The organism is Stenotrophomonas sp. 63632_Sma, from assembly GCF_056482875.1.
Window position 1 is genome coordinate 3,303,305 of record NZ_CM151220.1, and the last position, 18,845, is coordinate 3,322,149.

At 68.0% G+C, this 18,845-nt stretch carries 15 protein-coding genes; 8 read left to right on the forward strand and 7 right to left on the reverse strand.

The features are described from left to right. Positions 1 to 127 precede the first annotated feature (127 nt). The gene (locus tag ACZK45_RS15415) at positions 128 to 1,462 is read right to left on the reverse strand and encodes a dicarboxylate/amino acid:cation symporter (protein WP_006381938.1); all 1,335 of its coding nucleotides are present in this window, start codon (positions 1,460 to 1,462) and stop codon (positions 128 to 130) included. A gap of 154 nt (positions 1,463 to 1,616) precedes the next feature. Here ACZK45_RS15415 and ACZK45_RS15420 point away from each other — a divergent pair, with 154 nt between their 5' ends. From ACZK45_RS15420 to ACZK45_RS15440, 5 genes are all read left to right on the forward strand, one after another. Further along, positions 1,617 to 3,323 carry an alkaline phosphatase gene (locus ACZK45_RS15420; RefSeq protein ID WP_197615832.1) on the forward strand — a complete coding sequence of 569 codons (1,707 nt, stop codon included), beginning with the start codon at positions 1,617 to 1,619 and terminating at the stop codon, positions 3,321 to 3,323. Then, positions 3,320 to 3,865 (forward strand): WG repeat-containing protein, encoded by a 546-nt coding sequence (locus ACZK45_RS15425; RefSeq protein ID WP_032128996.1) that lies wholly within the window; start codon positions 3,320 to 3,322, stop codon positions 3,863 to 3,865. Before ACZK45_RS15420 ends, ACZK45_RS15425 begins: the two co-directional genes overlap by 4 nt. A 613-nt stretch (positions 3,866 to 4,478) precedes the next feature. Then, complete coding sequence (gene tilS, locus ACZK45_RS15430) at positions 4,479 to 5,765, forward strand: tRNA lysidine(34) synthetase TilS (RefSeq protein ID WP_478444890.1); 1,287 nt, start codon at positions 4,479 to 4,481, stop codon at positions 5,763 to 5,765. A 36-nt stretch (positions 5,766 to 5,801) separates the two neighbouring features. Then, complete coding sequence (locus tag ACZK45_RS15435; RefSeq protein ID WP_005410522.1) at positions 5,802 to 6,062, forward strand: exodeoxyribonuclease VII small subunit; 261 nt, start codon at positions 5,802 to 5,804, stop codon at positions 6,060 to 6,062. Next, a complete protein-coding gene (locus tag ACZK45_RS15440) occupies positions 6,052 to 6,930 on the forward strand; it encodes a polyprenyl synthetase family protein (protein WP_049398680.1) in 879 nt (292 codons plus the stop codon). The genes ACZK45_RS15435 and ACZK45_RS15440 overlap by 11 nt, the downstream gene beginning before the upstream one ends. 85 nt (positions 6,931 to 7,015) lie before the next feature. On the opposite strand, the gene ACZK45_RS15445 is transcribed toward ACZK45_RS15440, so the two are convergent. Further along, positions 7,016 to 7,387 (reverse strand): DUF4870 domain-containing protein, encoded by a 372-nt coding sequence (locus ACZK45_RS15445; protein WP_010482972.1) that lies wholly within the window; start codon positions 7,385 to 7,387, stop codon positions 7,016 to 7,018. An 87-nt stretch (positions 7,388 to 7,474) separates the two neighbouring features. Beyond that, positions 7,475 to 8,842 carry a metalloprotease PmbA gene (pmbA, locus tag ACZK45_RS15450; RefSeq protein WP_478444891.1) on the reverse strand — a complete coding sequence of 456 codons (1,368 nt, stop codon included), beginning with the start codon at positions 8,840 to 8,842 and terminating at the stop codon, positions 7,475 to 7,477. A 68-nt stretch (positions 8,843 to 8,910) separates the two neighbouring features. Between pmbA and yjgA the strand changes: the two genes are divergently transcribed. Further along, positions 8,911 to 9,498, forward strand: a complete 588-nt coding sequence (yjgA, locus tag ACZK45_RS15455; protein WP_478444892.1) for a ribosome biogenesis factor YjgA — start codon at positions 8,911 to 8,913, stop codon at positions 9,496 to 9,498. 41 nt (positions 9,499 to 9,539) lie between these two features. On the opposite strand, the gene tldD is transcribed toward yjgA, so the two are convergent. The 4 genes from tldD to ACZK45_RS15475 are packed head-to-tail and all read right to left on the reverse strand — an operon-like array spanning position 9,540 to position 17,019. Continuing rightward, positions 9,540 to 10,985, reverse strand: a complete 1,446-nt coding sequence (tldD, locus tag ACZK45_RS15460; protein ID WP_201117028.1) for a metalloprotease TldD — start codon at positions 10,983 to 10,985, stop codon at positions 9,540 to 9,542. A 60-nt stretch (positions 10,986 to 11,045) separates the two neighbouring features. Then, positions 11,046 to 14,900, reverse strand: a complete 3,855-nt coding sequence (locus tag ACZK45_RS15465) for a YhdP family protein (RefSeq protein WP_180836608.1) — start codon at positions 14,898 to 14,900, stop codon at positions 11,046 to 11,048. 30 nt (positions 14,901 to 14,930) lie between these two features. Next, on the reverse strand, positions 14,931 to 16,418 hold the full coding sequence (gene rng / locus ACZK45_RS15470) for a ribonuclease G (RefSeq protein ID WP_010482960.1): 1,488 nt from the start codon (positions 16,416 to 16,418) through the stop codon (positions 14,931 to 14,933). Continuing rightward, on the reverse strand, positions 16,411 to 17,019 hold the full coding sequence (locus ACZK45_RS15475; RefSeq protein ID WP_032128990.1) for a Maf family nucleotide pyrophosphatase: 609 nt from the start codon (positions 17,017 to 17,019) through the stop codon (positions 16,411 to 16,413). Before ACZK45_RS15475 ends, rng begins: the two co-directional genes overlap by 8 nt. Positions 17,020 to 17,150: 131 nt before the next feature. Here ACZK45_RS15475 and ACZK45_RS15480 point away from each other — a divergent pair, with 131 nt between their 5' ends. Then, positions 17,151 to 17,888 carry an SIMPL domain-containing protein gene (locus ACZK45_RS15480; protein ID WP_006382138.1) on the forward strand — a complete coding sequence of 246 codons (738 nt, stop codon included), beginning with the start codon at positions 17,151 to 17,153 and terminating at the stop codon, positions 17,886 to 17,888. 216 nt (positions 17,889 to 18,104) lie between these two features. Continuing rightward, positions 18,105 to 18,755 carry an energy transducer TonB gene (locus ACZK45_RS15485; protein ID WP_071228714.1) on the forward strand — a complete coding sequence of 217 codons (651 nt, stop codon included), beginning with the start codon at positions 18,105 to 18,107 and terminating at the stop codon, positions 18,753 to 18,755. Positions 18,756 to 18,845: the final 90 nt, after the last annotated feature.

The following is an 18,845-nucleotide window of genomic DNA, read 5'->3' on the forward strand; positions in this document are numbered from 1 at the left end:
GGTCGGCACTGCGGCCATCCACGCATGGCGTGGATCTACCGGGGACCTACCCTGATCGGCACCGCGCCAGTCAGCTCCAAAACAAAAAGCCCGCCGTTCAGGGCGGGCCTTTCATCTCCACGCAACCTCAGGCGCGTGGCGGTGTCGGGTCGGGATCATCCACACCCACATTGCTGGACGGGTTGTCATACACCGCCTGGTCAAGCAGGCCGGTTTCCTTGGCCACGATCACCGGCACCAGCATCTGGCCCGTCACATTCGTCATCGTGCGCATCATGTCCAGGATGCGGTCGATGGCATACAGGTAGCCGATGGTCTCCAGCGGCAGATTGGCTGCGCTCAGCACCACCGTGGCCATGATCACCGCGGTACCCGGCACGCCGGCGGTACCAAAGCTGCCCAGCACCGAGGCGATCAGCACCACCACGTACTGCTCCGGGGTCAGCGGCACACCGCTGTACTGCGCGATGAACACCGCGCACAGCGCCGGGTAGATCGCGCCGCAGCCATCCATCTTGATGCTGGCGCCCAGCGGCACCGCGAACGAACCGTAGTCCTTGTTCACGCCCAGGTTGTGGGTGATCGAGCGCAACGCCACCGGCATCGCTGCGAAGCTGGACGAGCTGACGAAGGCGACCTGCATGCCCGGCGCCGCGCCACGGAAGAACTTCAACGGGTTCAGGCCGTGCGCCAGCAGCAGTGCGCTGTAGACCACCACGATGTGCAGTGCGCAGGCCACGTACAGCGCCAGCACGAAGTGGCCCAGCGGCAGCAGCTTCTCGAAACCGTAGCTGCCGACCAGGCCGGCAATCAGGCCGAAGGTGCCGATCGGGGTGACTTCCAGCACGAAGCGGGTCACCTGGATCATGATGTCGCTCATCTGCCCGACCAGCTTGCGCGCCTCGGTCACCTTCTCGCCCAGCTTGACGATGGCAAAGCCCACCAGGCCAGCGAAGAAGATCACTGGCAGGATCGAGCCGCGACCGGCAGCCAGCACGGTTTCACCGGCCGCATTGACCTTGGTGCCGATGCCGGACAGCGCGTAGAAGACATTGGCCGGCACCACGTCCAGCAGCACCTGCACCACGCTGGGCACTTCGCGCGGCACGTAGTTGCTGGCCATCGACAGCTGCAGGCCACCGGCGCCGGGCTGCAGCACGGTACCCACGCCCAGGCCGACGCACACCGCCAACGCGGCGGTGATCACGAACCACAGGAAGGTGCGGCCACTGAGCGCGGCGACCGACTTCTGGCCGTGCAGCGACGAGATTGCGTTGATGACCGCGAAGAACACCAGCGGCACGGCGATCATCTTGATCAGGGTGACGTACAGCTCGCCGAGCGGGCCGAACCACGTTTCCGCGGCCGGGCCGAGCGCCCAGCCGGCCAGCGCGCCGAGCACGAAGCCACCGACCACGCGCTGCCAGAATGGAATCCGCAGCCAGGCAGAGACCAGCTTCATAGGCAATCCAGAGGGGAAGGAAGGGATGCTGGCACGATAGCCCAAGGCGGCCCGCAGAACGACCGCCCGGCCGGCAAATCAGTGTGTCATCGGCGTGCCTTGCGAGGGCGGGCATAATGAACGTCCCGTTACAGTTTGTGAGATCCCTGCGTCCATGCGCCGTTCCGTCTCCCTGTTGGCCGCCTGCGCCACCACCCTGCTGCTGGGCGCCTGCGCCAGCACCACCCCCGCGTCCGCCCCGGCCGGCGTGAAGGTCGCCGTCAACCCCGTTGCCCATCCGGCCGGCGAGACCCCGCAGTGGTGGTACCGCAGCGGCGCCGCCCAGGCCGCCGCCAACGGCGCGATGTCCGGCAAGGCCAAGAACGTCATCCTGTTCCTCGGCGACGGCATGAGCCTGACCACGGTGGCCGCCTCGCGCATCTACGAAGGCCAGCAGAAGGGCGGCTCGGGTGAAGAGAACCTGCTGTCCTGGGAGCGCTTCCCGGCCACGGCATTCAGCAAGACCTACAACACCGATTCGCAGACGCCCGATTCGGCCGGCACCATGACCGCCATCACCACCGGCGTGAAGACCCACATGGGTGCGATCGGCGTCAGCGCCGGCAGCCGGACCGACTGTGCCGACAGCCTGTCCAAGGGCCTGCTGACCTGGCTGCAGCTGGCCGACAGCGCCGGTCTGGCTACCGGCGTGGTGTCCACCGCGCGCCTGACCCATGCCACTCCGGCCGCCACCTACGCGCACTCGCCCGAGCGCAACTGGGAAAACGACACCGACCTGACCGAAGCCGCGAAGGCCGCCGGCTGCAAGGACATCGCCCAGCAGCTGTTGTCCACCTCGCGCTATGGCCGTGGCCCGCTGGTCGCCCTCGGCGGTGGTCGTGGTGAGTTCACCACCGTGGAAGAGCGCGATCCCGAGTACGACGACAAGGTCGGCCAGCGCCTGGACGGCCGCAGCCTGGTGCAGGAATGGCAGCAGGCGCATCCGCAGGGTGCCTACGTGTGGAACAGCAAGCAGCTGGCCGCCGCCGCGAATGCGCCGGCCATCCTTGGCCTGTTCGAGCCGGACCACATGCGCTACGAGTACGAGCGCCCGCAGGATCCGGGCGGTGAGCCGAGCCTGGCCGAACTGACGGCGGCAGCCATCAAGAACCTGGCCAAGCACCAGGAAGGCTACGTGCTGATGATCGAAGGCGCGCGCATCGACCACGCCAACCACAGCGGCAACGCCTACCGTGCGCTGACCGAGACCGTGGCCCTGTCCGACGCGGTGCGCGTGGCCAACGAACTGACGTCGGCCGACGACACCCTGATCATCGTCACCGCCGACCACTCGCACACCCTGAACTTCGTCGGCTACCCGGCACGCGGCAACCCGATCCTGGGCAAGGTGAAGGACAAGGGCGGCGAAGACGGCGCCGGCAAGCTGGACTACGCGCTGGACGGCACCGGCCAGCCGTACACCACCCTGAGCTACGCCAATGGCCCGGGCCATACCGGCAGCAGCAACCAGCAGCCGGCCGGTCCGAAGCGTTACCCGCACAACCCGAGCAGCTTCGAACCGGCCAACGGCCGCCCGAACCTGCGCGAGGTCGACACCGAGCATCCGGACTACATGCAGGAAGCACTGGTGCCGATGAAGTCCGAGTCGCACGGCGGCGAAGACGTCGGTATCTGGGCACGCGGCCCGGGCAGCAAGGCGATCCGCGGCACGCTGGAACAGAACGCGATCTACCACATGATCGTGCAGGCCACCCCGGCCCTGCGCGAGCGCCTGTGCCAGGCCGGCACCTGCGATGACAAGGGCGTGCCGGTACAGCTGCCGGCGCCGACCGCATTCGAGCGCAAGGCCGAGGCCAAGTGATCGTGAGGCAGGCCCACCCTGCCCCTGCCAGCGGCCGCTTCGCGCGGTCGCTGGTCCTGCTTGGCGTGCTGGTCAGTGCCAATGCAGCGGCACAGGCACCGGCGTGCAAGCTGCTGACCGACGAACACGGGTTGTGGCCGCTGCCCAACTGCGAAGTGGTCGATCACCGGCCGAAGATCAGTGCCGACACCTTGAAGGACCTGAATTACGACGACCATGGCCTGGCCGTGGTGTACGCCGACCAGGGCTTCCACTACGTCAACCGCAAGGGCCGCAGCCTGCCGGTACTGACCTGGGACAACGGTCCGGAAACACCGCAGGAAGGCCTGCTGCGCGCCCGCGTCGGCAACCGCGTGGCCTACTTCGATCTGAAGTTCCGCCAGGTGGTGCCCGGCACCTTCGATTTCGGTTGGCCGTTCCAGGATGGCGTGGCCGAAGTCTGCAATGGCTGCCGGCGCGGCACGCCGGATGCCGATGGCCACACGCCGATGGAAGGCGGAGAGCGGTTCCGCATCGACCGTTCGGGTCGTCGGGTAAAGTAGGTTTTCGGCAGGGCTGCGCCCTGCACCTGCAGACGCAACGGCAACGGCCGAAGCAACAGCAACAGCGTGCATTCCGTGGGATGGCGGGGCACTGTGGGTTTGCGGGGACGGCGCAAGTACGTCCATGTAGCCTTGGTCGCCGCATCCATGCGGCTCACACCCCGCAGACCCACAGTACCCCGCCTTCGACAGTTTTCCGGCGGCTGTTGGTAGGTGTCGACCTTGGTCGACACATCTGTCAGATATCGAATGAGTCATCCACGCATGGCGTGGATCTACTGTGTCGACCAAGGTCGACACCTACCAAAGCGGTGCACGACGCCGTTCCGACAGATCGCGGCAATCTGTCGAAGGCGGGGTGGGTCCGGTTGCGGGAGTGTCCGCGGCATGGATGCCGCGGCCAAGCCCCCATGGATGGGTTTACGGCGTCTCCCGCAACCGGACCCACCCCGCCATCCTTCAGGAAACCAGCTTCTGCTGTTGCTGTTGCTTTGGCTGTTGCTGTTGCTGTTGCTGTTGCTTTGGCCGTTGCTGTTGCTTTGGCCGTTGCCGTTGCTCTGGATCGTAGCGGGTGCAGGGCGCAGCCCTGCCGAGCAACCCTATACTTGCCACCGTGACTGCCTTCCCTGCCCTCGTTCCGCTGGATGCGCCGCTGCTGGTGGGCTACAGCGGTGGCGTCGACTCCACCGTGCTGCTGCACTGGCTGTGGCGCTGCGCGCAGACTTCCGGCACCGCCCTGCGCGCGGTGCACGTGCATCACGGCCTGCAGCCCGATGCGGATGACTGGGTGCTGCACTGCCAGCAGCAATGCGACGCCTGGGGCATCGAACTGGCCGTGCACCGCGTGCAGGTCGAGAACGGCACAGGCCTGGGCACCGAGGGTGCCGCGCGACTGGCACGACGCGCCGCGTTCGCGGCCGAACTGCGCGACGGCGAAACCCTGGCGCTGGCACAGCACCAGGACGACCAGGCCGAGACCTTCCTGTTGCGCGCCCTGCGCGCTTCCGGCGTCGATGGCCTGGCGGCGATGTCCACGCACAGCCGCCTTGGCGGAAAGCCTCTATGGCGACCGCTGCTGGCAGTGCCACGCAGTGCACTCCTCGACTATGCCCGCCAGCATGCACTGCACTGGATCGAAGACCCCAGCAACGCCGACGACCACGCCGATCGCAACTTCCTGCGCCTGCAGGTACTGCCACTGTTGCGCCAGCGCTGGCCGCATGCCGCTGCGGCGATGGCGGGCAGCGCAACGCACTGCGGGCAGACCCGCGAACTGCTTGACGAGGAAGACGCCGAGCTGATCGCACACCTGGAAGTCGCTCCACGCGTGCTGTCCCTGCAGCTGCTTCGTCAGGTCTCAACGGGCCGTGCCGCACGCGTGCTGCGTGCCTGGGTGGCCGGCCATTGCGCGGCACCGCTGCCGGCCACCGTGCTGCAGCAGGCGCTGGACGAGCTGCTGCCGGCCGACAACGATCGCCAGGCGCGGGTGCGCTGGCACGATCACGCGATCCAACAGTGGCGCGACCACGCCTACCTGCTGCCGGCCCGGCTGCCTGCGCTTCCCCACGAGTGGCAGGCCGAATGGGATGGACGCGCACCGCTGGCACTGCCCGATGGCGGACAGCTGCGCCTGCAGGGCACCCCGGCCTTCGAACGCCCGCTGCAGGTCCGTACACGCGTGGGCGGTGAGCGCATTCTGCTGCCCGGTCGCCAGCATTCGCACGCGTTGAAGGACTGCCTCCAACGCGAACACCTCGCCCCCTGGCGCCGCGCGCAGCTGCCGCTGATCTTTGATGGCCCGCAGTTGCTGGCCGCCGCCGACGTGGTCATCGCCGCACCGCTGCAGGCCTGGTTGCAGGCGCATGGCGCGCAGTTGCAGTGGCGCCCGGGCGGCTGGTGAATTGACCCCCGCGCGCGGCCCGTCCACACTTGCCGCATGGCCAAGAAGTCCCCCGAAAACGCCTCCCCGGTCGCCCAGTTCGAGCAGTCGCTCGAATCGCTGGAGCAGCTGGTGGAGCAGATGGAAACCGGCGAGCTGAGCCTGGAAGCTTCGCTCAGTGCTTACGAACGTGGCGTCGGTCTGTATCGCCAGTGCCAGCAGGCGCTGGAGCAGGCCGAGCTGCGCGTGCGCCTGCTCAGCGATCCGGCGCAGCCGGAAGCATCCGAGCCTTTCGATCCGCCCAGCCATGACGGCTGAGGTTCTGTTCGCGCGCTGGCGCGACCGTATCGAAAGCCAGCTCGACGCCGCGCTGCCCTCGCCTGCCGAAGCGCCCCAGCGCCTGCACCAGGCCATGCGCTATTCGGTGCTGGGCGGTGGCAAACGCATGCGCCCACTGCTGGTCTACGCTAGTGGCCACCTGTTCGGTGCGCAGCCGGAAAGCCTGGATGCGGCCGCCATGTCCGTCGAACTCATCCACGCCTACTCGCTGGTGCATGACGACCTGCCGGCGATGGATGACGACGCGCTGCGTCGCGGCAAGCCGACCACCCACATCGCCTTCGATGAAGCCACCGCGATTCTGGCAGGCGACGCGCTGCAGACGCGTGCCTTCGGCCTGCTGGCCGATGCACCGCTGCCTGCCACGCTGCGCGTGGCCTGCCTGCAGACCCTGGCCCACGCGTCCGGCGCCGCTGGCATGTGCGGTGGCCAGGCGCTGGATATCGATGCCACCGGCCAGCAGCAGACGCTGGCGGCATTGACCCGCATGCATGCCCTGAAGACCGGCGCGCTGATCCGTGCGGCGGTGCGCATGGGCGCGCTGTGCGGCCAGGCCCACGAACCTCAGCTGGCCCAGCTGGACAGCTTCGCCGACGCACTCGGCCTGGCCTTCCAGGTACGCGACGACATCCTCGATGTCGAGGCCAGTTCCGAGCAGCTGGGCAAGACCGCCGGCAAGGACCAGGCGCAAGACAAGAGCACCTTCCCCGCCCTGCTCGGCATGGACGGAGCGAAGGCCCAGCTGCACGAACTCGCGGCACGCATGCAGGCGATCCTGGCCGGGTATGGCGAAGAGGCCGATGCACTGCGTGCACTGGCGACGCTGGCGGTCGAACGCGATCATTGATCGATCGCCGGGCACCGCCCGTCGCTCCCCGCACATGAAAACGCCCGGCAATGCCGGGCGTTTTCAATTCCGCATGCCGCCGGTATTACTTGATCAGGCGCAGTGCGAACGGGTAGCGGTAGGCTTCGCCGTTGTTGGCCTTGACCGCTGCGATGATGCTGAACACCAGGCTGATGATGCCCACGATCGGGGCCAGGAACACGCCGATGATCACGATGGTCAGGATCATGCTGATGACCATGGCGATGGTCACGGTGATCTGGAAGTTCAGGGCTTCCTTGGCCTGGTCGGTCACGAAGGCCTTGCCCGCGTCATCCTTGTTGATCAGCCAGATGATCAGCGCGCCGATGAAGCCGGTGAAGATGCCCAGCAGGTGGGCAGCCAGGGCCATGGTGCGCTGGTCGGCCGGCACGTCGGTGGTGGCCGGCGGCGGCGGGACGTTATCGAATTCGCTCACGACAAAACTCCTTTTCATTGGGTGGTCTTGACCCACCAGCACCAAGCTGGTTGCGTCAGGCGGGCATAGCTTACGCCATCGACGCCATCAATCATTACCGGCGATGGTCATCCGCCCCAGCAGGATCGAACCGGTCCGGATGTGCGAGCGCGGGTCGACGTCGCTGCCGACCGCTTCGATGCTGCTGAACATCTCACGCAGGTTGCCGGCGATGGTGATGCCATCCACCGGGTACTGGATCTCACCATTCTCGACGCGGAAGCCGCCGGCACCGCGCGAGTAGTCGCCGGTCACCCCGTTCACGCCCTGCCCCATCAGTTCGGTCACCAGCAGGCCATCGCCCATCTGCCGGGCGATGTCCTGCAGGGAGCCCGCGTTGGCGGCCAGCTGCAGGTTGTGCACGCCACCGGCATTGGCGGTGGTCTGCAGGCCCAGCTTGCGTGCCGAGTAGATGCCCAGCACATAGCGCTGCAGCACGCCGTCGCGGACCAGGGCCGAGGCACGGGTAGCCACGCCATCACCATCGAAGGCGGCCGAGCGCAGGCCACGGCGCAGGTGGGGCAGTTCCTCGATCTGCATCCAGTCCGGGAACAGCTGCTGGCCAACGCTGTCCAGCAGGAAGCTGGCCTGGCGGTACAGCGCACCGCCGGACACCGCCGACAGCAGGTGGCCGACCAGGCTGCGCGCCACTTCCGGGGCGAACAGCACCGGCATGCTGCCGGTGGCCATCGAACGAGGCTGCAGGCGGGCGACGGTGCGCTCGGCAGCACGACGACCGACCAGGCCCACCTCTTCCAGATCCTCGCGGGCCAACGCGCTGGTGTACCAGCCATCGCGCTGCATGCCATCGCCCTGGCCGGCGATCAACGCACAGCCCACCGAATGATGGGTGCCACGCTCACGGCCGAAAAAGCCATGCGAATTGGCGTACACCGACAGGCTCTGCATGCTCGACACCGAGGCGCCGTCGGAATTGCGGATCTGCGCATCGGCCTCACGGCCTGCGTTCTCGCAGGCCAGGGCCAGGTCCACCGCCTCGTCGGCCTGCAGCGCCCAGGGGTGCCAGGCATCCAGATCCGGGAAATCGGTGGCCATCAACGCGGCCTCGGCCAGGCCGGCAGCCGGGTCATCTTCGGTGTGCCGGGCGATCGCACAGGCCTGCTCGACCGTGGCGGCAAGGCTGGCCTCGTTCAGGTCGCCGGTGCTGGCGCTGCCCTTGCGTTGGCCGAAATAGACGGTGACGGCGATACCGCGGTCACGGGTGGACTGCACGGTCTCCACCTCGCCAAGGCGGACATTGACCTCCAGGCCACGATCCTCGCTGCAGCTGACCTCGGCCTGGCTGGCGCCCAGCGCACGGGCGCGGTCGAGCAGCTGCTGGGAGAGGTCGGCCAGCCGTTCCAGCCGGGCCAGGCTGTCGTCGCCGACAGCGACTTCAGGGGCGATCACGTTCAATGCTTTATCCTGTACGGGTTGGGCCCGGCATCACGCCGGGCGACTTTTTTTGAGATCAGGTAGGAACGATGCGCGGACGCGACGAAGAAACCGGTGAATTCCACGACAAGAGCCGCAGCCAGAACCGGCGCGACGCGCTCGACGTCCTGGCTCTGGGCGAGAAGCTGGTGTCGTTGACCCCGGCCCAGCTGGCACGCCTGCCGATCCCGGAAGACCTGCTGCCGCATATCGCCGAGTGCAAGCGCATCACCGCCCACATCGCCCACAAGCGCCAGCTGGCGTTCCTGGCCAAGCACATGCGCCGCGAAGAAGACGCCACGCTGGATGCGATCCGCGATGCGCTGGACGCCAACAGCGAAACCGGCCGCCGCGAAGTGGCGATGATGCACCGTGCGGAAGACTGGCGCGAGCGCCTGCTGGCCGAGGGTGACAAGGCGCTGGCTGCACTGCTGGACGACTACCCGCAGGCCGACCGCCAGCAGCTGCGCACGCTGGTGCGCAATGCCCAGGCCGAAAAGGCCAGGAACAAGCCGCCGCGCGCCTACCGCGAAATCTTCCAGGTGCTGCGCACGCTGATGCTGCCGGCCGCACTGGGCCTGAAGGCCAGCGCCGAAGACGCCGACCCCGTCGACAGCGACGAAGCCGACGAGGACTGAGTCCGCGCCGGCCTGGGCGGTGGCGCTGGCCATCGCCCGGCTCAGGCCTGGGTACCGCCGACCGTGATGCCCTCGATCAGCAGCGAGGGCTGGCCGACACCCACGGGCACGCTCTGCCCGTCCTTGCCACAGATGCCCACGCCCTCATCCAGGGCCAGATCGTTGCCGACCATGCGCACCTTCTGCATGGTTTCCGGACCGTTGCCGATCAGCGTCGCACCCTTCACCGGCGCGGTGATGCGGCCATCCTCGATCAGGTAGGCCTCAGTGGCCGAGAACACGTACTTGCCGCTGGTGATGTCGACCTGGCCGCCACCGAAATTGACTGCGTACAGGCCCTTCTTCACCGAACGGATCATTTCCTGTGGGTCGTGCTGGCCGGCGCGCATGTAGGTGTTGGTCATGCGCGGCATGGTCAGGTGCGCGAACGATTCGCGGCGGCCGTTGCCGGTCGGCGCCATGCCCATCAGCCGTGCGTTGAGACTGTCCTGCATGTATCCCACCAGGATGCCGTCCTCGATCAAGGTGGTGCACTGGCTCGGGTGGCCCTCATCGTCGATGTTCAACGAACCACGACGTCCGTCCAGCGTGCCGTCATCGACGATGGTCACGCCCGGGGCGGCAACGCGCTCGCCGATGCGGCCCGCGTAGACGCTGGTGCCCTTGCGGTTGAAGTCGCCTTCCAGGCCGTGGCCGACCGCTTCGTGCAGCAGCACGCCGGGCCAGCCCGGACCAAGCACCACCGGCATCACCCCGGCCGGTGCCGGAACGGCGTCCAGGTTCAGCAGGGCCTGGCGCAGCGCCTCGCGGGCAAAGGCCTCGGGGCGCCCGTCGGCGAACAGTTCCTCATACCCGTAGCGGCCACCACCGCCGGCATAGCCGGACTCGCGGCGGCCGTTGTGCTCGACGATCACCTGCACGTTCAGGCGCACCAGCGGGCGCACGTCAGCGCCCAGCACACCGTCGCTGCGGGCGATGAGTACCGTATCGACGCCGCCGGACAGGCTCACCATCACCTGCTTCACGCGCGGGTCGGCGGCGCGCAGGTAGCCATCCAGGCGCTTGAGCACCTCGACCTTGGCCTCGTTGCCGATGCCATCGATCGGGTCCAGCGCCGGGTACAGCGCGCGCGCGTTGCCGCGCAGCAGCGACCGCCCGGACTGGGCGCCACCTTCACGCGAGATCGCACGCGCCGACTGCGCCGCCGTCAGCAGCGCATCGGCATGGATGTCGTCGGAGTAGGCGAAGCCGGTCTTCTCGCCGGAAATCGCCCGCACGCCCACGCCCTGCTCGATGGAATGTGCGCCGTCCTTGACGATGCCGTCTTCCACGCTCCAGCTCTCGCGGCGGGCATGCTGGAAATAAAGGTCGCCGAAGTCCACACCGGGGCCGAGCAGCTGGCCGAAGGTGCGCTCCAGGCCAGCGGTATCCAGGCCGCCGGGGCGCAGCAGGCGGTCTTGGGCAAGCGTCAGGGCGATATCAGTCATGGTTCTCGATCTGGGGATGCGGGGGCGCTCAGGCAAGCCCCGTGAACAGGAAAGCCGCGCTCAACGCGAGCGCGGCAGGCCGGTGACGGTCGGCGGAATGGCCGGCGCCGGTGCCGGTACGGGTGGCGGAGCCTTGTCGCGGCTGCGCTCGATCACTTCCACCTTCGGTTCCTTCCATGGACCGGTCACCTTGTAGGTACGGGCGCCAATCTCGCCCAATGGCTTGGACAATACCGCATTGGTGGCCGCGCCCAGCGCCGCCCCCACCGGGCCACCGGCGACCGCACCCACCACGGTCAGCAGATTGCCTGCACGCGGGTTGACGTCTATGGTCTGGTCAAACTGCTGGTTGCGCAGGTCGGCCTGGCCGCGGATGGTGATGTTGGCTGCCGGGCCTTCGATCAGCACTTTGTCGGTGCGTGCCATGCCCTGGCCGAACTGCATGCTGCCGTCGATCTGGTTGAACGCGAAGCCCTTGGAGAAGAAGTCGCGGAAGTCGAACATCAGGCGCCGCGGCAGCTGGGTGACACTGAGCAGGCCCAGCACCCTGCCGGCGCCCGGTTCCAGCTCCAGCAGCTGGCCGTTGCGCGCGTGCAGGTCCAGGCGGCCCTGCAGGTTGCCCAGCTGGAAGTCCGACGGCCCCCCACTCCACGTGGCCTGCAGCTGCGCCTGGCCGGAACCGCCACGCAGCTGGCCGCCGTAGTCGAGGTTCTGCATCAATCCGCCCAGGTCCTCGCTGCGCACCTGTGCGGTCAGCTCGGTGCGGGCACCACCGGTGCGGCCCAGCCAGCGACCGCTGATGTCGATCTCCTGGTCGGGCGCACGGAAGCGCAGCTCGTCCACGTTCAGGCCATTGGCCAGCGGCCGCGTACGCAGTACCGCCTGGCCCAGCACCACCTTGCCGAACTTCAGGTCGGCGATGTCCAGCGCGAACGGCGGCAGCTTGGCCGGGTCCATGTCGTTGGCGCCGGCCTGTACCCGTGCCGGTGCGGCCGATGCACCCGGAGCCGCCGGCAGGGATTGCCAGTGCACGCGGTCGAGCTGGCCACTGATGGTGCCGCCGTCTGCATTGGGGACGGTCAGGCGCCCGGCCAGCGACGGGCCGTCCAGGCGCACATCCAGTGCCTGCGCGCCCGGGCGCAGCTGCAACCGGGTCTGCTCGAACACGCCACCGATCAGCTTCAACTGGCCGACCTGCACGTCCACCGCACGCAGCGGCATGGCGTCGTCATCACTGCCACCCCGCGCCAGACTGATCCACTCCAGAGCGTCCAGGGTCGGGCTGCGGCCATTGACGGTCAATCCGCTCGGCGGCGGCTCGCGGTCGACATGGTCGCTGCCCAGCGTCACCTGCACACCGGTCTGGTTGTTGTGGCTGCGTGCGGCCAGCGCCAGGCGCTGGCCGAACGCAACGTCGATGCGGCCGGCCCCCATCGGCAGCTGTGCAGCCACGGTGGTCGCCAATGGCTCGGCAGCCGGTTTGTCCAGCGGCGCCGGCAGGTCCAGCCGGGTCCCGACCAGATCGGAGCTCAACCGCAGCTCGCTGGGCGGCGCAGGCGCCCCTGGAGCGACCTTGGGCAGGCTGACCGCGATGGTCCACGGCGAGGTTCCGGTGATGTAGGGCTTGAGCCAGGCCATCTCCGGCGCGCGGTCGATCAGCACGCCAGCATCCAGCGTGGCCGACAGCTGCGATTCGAAGGCCAGTCTGCTGTCGTGCACGTAGCCACCGGCACGCAGGCTCAGGCGACCGTCCTGGCCGAGGTGGCGCACCGACAGTGCCTCGGCATCGAAACCGCCATTGCTGTAGCGCGCCTGCCCCTGCATGTTGTCGAAGGCGAGCTGGAAGCGCTTGTCGACCAGCTTCACGCCGGCCAGATCAACCGTCCCCTGCAGGTGGCCGCCACCTTCATCGTGGTGCAGTGGCTGCAGCAGATCGAAGGTCACATGCGCCGGGCCGGCAGCAGTGAGGTTGTCCAGGGTGTCGCCATAATCCTTGTGCAGCGGGCTCTGCCGCAGCATCGCCAGCAGCTTGCCCGCCTCGCTCTGCGCATCGGCGCGCACATACAGCGGCTGCTGCCCGAAATCCGGAATGCCCGCCTCGAACTTCTGCACCGCCACACCGGCCAGATCGCCGCGCCCATGCATGTCGAAGCCGGGGCCGATGAAGGCGATATCGGCGTCGACCTGGCTCATCAACGGCCAATCGTGCTGGAAACGGATGTCACCGTTGGTGATATGGCCGGTGGCCTCGAAGCGGCCATCGTTGTTGTCGAACGGCCAGTCGTCCAGGTCGCCACTGACCAGGCCGATGCCATTGCGCACCTGGCCGCCGGCCAGCGCCATGTCCAGCCAGTCGGTGGCGCCCTTGCTCATCTTGGAGTGGATCCAGAAGCGCTTGGCCGCGGTCATCGGCACGTCGTCCAGCTTGGCCGCCAGCTGCAGCCACGGCCGCGTACCGTCCCCCTGGAACCAGACACCACCGCGCACGTCGGCCGCATAGTCGGTGCCTTCCACGCGCATCGCCGCAGTACCGATACGCCAACCACCGCCCTCGTCGCGCCAGCCCACCACCTGTCCCGCCAGATGCAGGTCATGACGCACACCAAAGCCGGTCGGCCAATCGAACTGCAGCTGCCGTTGCGGCTGCAACTGCAGGCTGAAGCCATCCGCGTCGCCTTCGAAGCGCCCGCCCAGGCCGCGCAGGCCGGGCGAATTGCCCACGCTGGCGAAGCCCAGCGACTGCAGTTCGCCCTGCGCCCACAGCGGGCCATCGCGTTCGCCCGCCAGCTGCAACTCGCGCACATCCAGCTGCGGCCTGGACAGGAACAGCCAGCGACGCAGGCCCGGTTCAAGACGATCGCTCAGGGCCAGCGCACGCAGCGCGGTGCCGGCCTGCACTTCGCCAGAACGGACCCGCAGCTGCTTGCCAAGCTGCAGCTGCAGGCCATCGAGCTGCTGCTCGCCCTCTTCGGTTTTCAGGCGCAGGCGCGGCACCTGCAACGCCCAGCCATCAGCCTGGCGCTGCCAGCGCAGGCGTGCCTGCAACCGCTGCAGCTGCAGCTGCGGAGCCGCCATCGAGGGCATCGGTGCGCCATCGATGCGGACATCACGCAGGTCCGAATCGGTGGTCACCGCCACCGGCGCGAAATCGCGCAGGGTCAGCCACAGGTTGAGTTCGCCCTTGCCTTCGCGCAGGCGCACACCGCCGGCCGCCAGCAGCGGCGACCAGGCATGGAAATCGACCGGATCGGCGCCCAGCCAGGCCTGGCCATTGCCGCGCACGCGGTCCACGTCCAGCACCGCCGTCAACGGCAGCGCTTGGGTCTGGGCCCAGGCACGCACGCCTACACGCAGGCGGTCGCCATTGACCCGCAGGCGCACGTCGATGCGTGGCAGCGTGGTGTCGATCCCCAGCCCCGGCGCATGCACGCCCAGGCGGCCTCCGATCACCTGCAGCTCGCCCAGCCGGCGCAGCGCATCCAGCGGGTCCCCGCCATTGGCGGCCTGCGGCAGGCCGCGTACCGACCAGCGACCGTCCTCGCCCTGCTGCAGGTCGAGCGCCAGGCCACGCAGGCGCAGCTCGGTCAGCGACCGGCCAGGCAACAGGCCGCTGTACATCGATACCAGCACTTCGGCCTCGCCGATCGCCAGGCCCTGGCCGGCGCCGATGCGCAGGCCCTTGAGTTGCAGCAGCGGGCCGCGCCGGGTCCAGGCGGTCTGCAGCTGGTCGAAACGCACCGGCTGGCCAGCGCGTTCACTAAGCCAGGCGGCAATCCTGTCGGGATGGCGCTCGGCCAGCGGTAGCAGCTGGCTGAAGGTGCCCACCAGCAGTGCAAGCCCGACCAGGCCCACCGCGCAGGCGGCAATGAAATGACGGCGGATCCTTCGCAGTCGCAGGCGCGGCGGCGCGCTCATCGGCCACCGCCGGCCTGCGGCCGGCGAGGATCAGAGCAGAACGACATCGAATTGCTCCTGCAGGTACTGCTCGTCCGCCTGGAAGCGGATGCTCTTGCCGAGGAATTCCTCCAGCTCGGCCACCGCCGCGGATTCCTCGTCGGTGATGCGCGCGACCACCTTGGTCGACGCGATCACCAGCAGGCGCGCGGCATCGAACTGGCGCACGGCACGGGTGATCTCGCGGAAGATCTCGTAGGTCACCGTCTCGGTGGTCTTGATGCTGCCGCGGCCGCTGCACTGCGGGCAGGTCTCCGACAGCTGGCGCTCCAGGCTTTCCACCGTGCGCTTGCGGGTCATCTCCACCAGGCCCAGCGGCGAGAAGTCGTACACCGTGGTCTTGGCATGGTCGCGGGCCAGCGCCTTTTCCAGGGTGCGCAGCACCTGGCGGCGATGCTCGGCATCGTCCATGTCGATGAAATCGATGATGATGATGCCGCCCAGGTTGCGCAGCCGCAGCTGCCGTGCCACCGCCTGTGCCGCTTCCAGGTTGGTGCGGAACACCGTCTCTTCCAGGTTGCGCTGGCCGAGGAACGAACCGGTGTTGACGTCGATGGTGGTCATCGCCTCGGTCTGGTCGATCACCAGGTAGCCACCGGATTTCAGCGGCACCTGCTTGTCCAGCGCGCGGCCGATCTCGTCCTCCACCCCGAACATGTCGAAGATCGGGCGATCACCGCTGTACAGCTCGATCTTCTCGGCCAGCACCGGCATGTACTTGGCAACAAAGGCCTGCAACTGCGCGAAGGTCTCCTTGGAGTCCACCTTCACCTTGTCAACGTCCTTGCGGATCAGGTCGCGTACCGATCGCAGCGGCAGGCTCAGGTCTTCATAGATGTTGCTGCACGAGGCCGCTTCGCGGCCACGACGCTCGACCACGTTCCAAACGCGCGACAGGTAGGCGATGTCCTCGGCGATGGCCTCTGCCGGCTGGCCCTCGGCATTGGTACGCACGATGTAGCCGTAGCCCCCGTGCTGCGCCGACAGTTCGGTCACCAGCGCCTTCAGGCGGGCGCGCTCGGTTTCATCCTCGATGCGTGCGGAAACGCCCACGACCTTGGATTGCGGCAGCAGCACCATGTAGCGCGAGGGAATGCTGATCTGGGTGGTCAGGCGTGCGCCCTTGGTCCCGATCGGGTCCTTCACCACCTGCACCACGATGTCCTGGCCGTCGCGCAGCAGCTCGACGATCGGCACGCTGGATGGCGGCGGCAGCGTGGTGTTCTCGGTATCGGCACTGGCCACCGGCGCCGGCCGCACCACGTCGTTGGCATGCAGGAACGCGGCACGCTCCAGCCCGACTTCGACGAAGGCGGCCTGCATGCCGGGCATCACCCGCTGCACCTTGCCCTTGTAGATGTTGCCGACCACACCCCGGCGCCAACCGCGCTCGATGTGCAGTTCCTGCAGCATGCCGTTCTCGATCACCGCGACCCGGGTTTCGCGCGGGGTCACATTGACCAGGATTTCCTCAGACATCGGCAGCCTCCCTGGCGGCATCGGCAGTTGTGGCCGGCACGCCGCAGCGCGCCAGCAGACGATCGGTATGCAGCAATGGCAGCCCCATGACGCCGGAGTAGCTGCCGGAAAGATGTTCGATCCAGCGCTCGGCCCCGCCCTGGATGGCGTAGGCCCCGGCCTTGTCCAACGGCTCGCCGGTGGCCACGTAGGCGGCGATGTCGGCAGCGTCGATCGGGGCGAAGGTCACTTCGGAAATGACCAGTTCGCTGTCCAGCCCGTCCGCGCCGACCACCACCACGGCGGTCATCACCTGATGGGTGCGCCCGGCAAGGCGCGCCAGCATCGCCCGCGCATCGGCGGCGTCAGTGGGCTTTCCGAACACGTCACCATCCAGCACCACCTCGGTGTCCGAGCCGAGCACGCGCGCCTGCGGGTCATCGGCCAGCACCCGGGCCAGCCCGGCGCGCGCCTTGTCGGCGGCGACCCGGCAGACATACTGTTCGGCGCTTTCAGCGGGCGCGCGCTGCTCGACGACCTCCAGGTCCAGGGCCTGGAAGGGGCGTCCGAGTCGGGCCAGCAGCTGGTTGCGTCGGGGGGAGCGGGAAGCAAGATAGAGCATCGGCACAGCATAACCTGAGGCCGCCACCTGAATCGTCGGCAACCCGTCCCGGAACGTGCGCAACCCCGAACGGGCTCACAGCGCGTTCATCGCTACGACACCACCCTCAACGGCACAACAAGGAGTTCTCCATGCGCCTGACCGCCACCCCGCTGCTGCTCGCCCTGTCCCTCGCCCTTGGAACCTCGATGACCGCCCATGCTGCCCCGTCGTCGCCGTCGATCGCCGCCCCGGCCGAAGGCACCCTGCTGAACATCTCGGCCAATGCCGAGGCGACCCGCGTGCCGGACGTGGCCACCCTGTCGGCCGGCGTGGTCACCCAGGCTGCCGATGGCAACAGCGCCATGCGCCAGAACGCCCAGCAGATGGACAAGGTACTGGCCGCGATCAAGGCCGCCGGCATCGCCGAGCGCGACGTGCAGACCAGTGGCGTCAGCCTCAACCCGCAGTACCGCTATGCCGACAACGAAGCACCGAAGATCACCGGCTACCAGGCCAGCAACACGGTCAGCCTGAAGGTGCGTGACATCGCCAAGCTGGGCAAGGTGCTGGATGCACTGGCTGCGCAGGGCGCCAACCAGATCAACGGCCCCAGCTTCGAGATCGACCAGCCGGAACCGGTCTACGACGAAGCCCGCCTGGCTGCACTGAAGAAGGCCCAGGCCCGCGCCCAGACCTATGCGAAGTCGCTGGGCCTGCAGGTGCGCCGCATCGTCAGCATTTCCGAGAACGCCGGCGGCGGCTACCGCCCGATGCCGATGATGCGGGCCATGTCGGCCGGCGCGGCGATGGACAAGGCCACCCCGGTCGCACCGGGTGAATCGACCGTCTCGGTCAACCTGGACGTGGTGTTCGAACTGGGTCGCTGATTCCGTTCGCCATTGCCGACAAAGGCGGATCCCGCAGGAGATCCGCCTTTTTCATGCCCGTAGCCGGCGTTGGCTGAAGGCCAGCCCAACGATCGCCCCCCTGCCTCTAGGCAGTGGCTGCCCTGTCGCGCTACTGATGGACTGCCAGCCGCGTGCGGCAACCCCGCCACGGGCCCTGGTGCGTTGAGGACTTCGTCACTGGCATGGAGGTGGACCATGGTTCGTACGTATCCCGTTGCATCCCCGCATTTCGACCCCGCCCGCGTTGCCGCCTGGAGCGCGGCCATCGCCCTGCATCTGCTGGCCTTCCTGTTGCTGCTGATCCCGGCGACCTACCAGGCCGTGCAGGTCCCACGTGACAAGACTGCGGTCAGGCTGATCGAGAAGATCCCGCCACCGCCCACGCCACCGGTTCCGATCCCGCCGAAAGAGATCGTCCAGGTGGTGCCGAAACCCCGGACGCAGCCGGTAGCACCGCCACTGCCTGCACCCACCGCGACCGTGGAGGAGACCCAGGGCATCGCACTGCCGGCCGCCGAACCGGCCCCGCCCCAGCTGGCACCGAGCATCGATACCTCCACGCCTCTGGCCGGCGCCCAGCTGCAGTACCGCAGCGCCCCGCCGCCGGCCTACCCGCTGGCGGCACTGCGCAACCGCGAGCAGGGTACGGTGCTGTTGCGGGTAGAGGTGGACTCCCACGGGCAGCCGGCGGTGGTCAGCATCGAGCGCAGCAGTGGCTCGCGCAGCCTGGACCAGGCCGCACGCCAGCAGGTGCTCAGGCACTGGCGCTTCGAGCCGGCCCAGCGTGATGGCGTGGCCGTGCCGGCCATCGGCATGGTGCCGGTGCAGTTCTCGCTGCCGGACTGAGGTGATCGCCGGCCCGGCTGCTTGCCGGGCCGGCGCTTCCATCCGGGCGGGTACGGACGGAACAGGATCAACTGTTATTGATTAAGCAAA